The sequence below is a fragment of the Affinundibacterium seohonense genome, from assembly GCF_014284305.1.
GTDB lineage: Bacteria > Pseudomonadota > Gammaproteobacteria > Burkholderiales > Burkholderiaceae_D > Undibacterium > Undibacterium seohonense.
In genome coordinates, this window is the sequence record NZ_JACOFW010000161.1 from 1 (window position 1) to 216 (window position 216).

The 216-nt window shown below is 54.6% G+C and carries 1 protein-coding gene; it reads left to right on the top strand.

Annotated elements, in window-relative coordinates; translation table 11 throughout:
• Nucleotides 1-216 (top strand): hypothetical protein (locus H8K52_RS21000; RefSeq protein ID WP_186924834.1); only part of this gene is annotated, 216 nt, incomplete at both ends.

Sequence of the window (216 nt, forward strand, 5' to 3'; positions counted from 1 at the left end):
TGGTCTACACCGTGTCTCTGTCAGCAACAACGACAGTCGCCTCAACTTACGCTTACGACTTAGGCGGCGGTACAGCAACAGCCGGTGCTGATTACAACAGCACAGCCACATTTAGCAATGGCGTGACTTTAGTTGGTGGCAGCCTGATCGTTCCAGCCGGTGTTTCCAGCTTCACGGTCACCGTCGCCACAATCAACGACAGTGTCGTCGATTCCG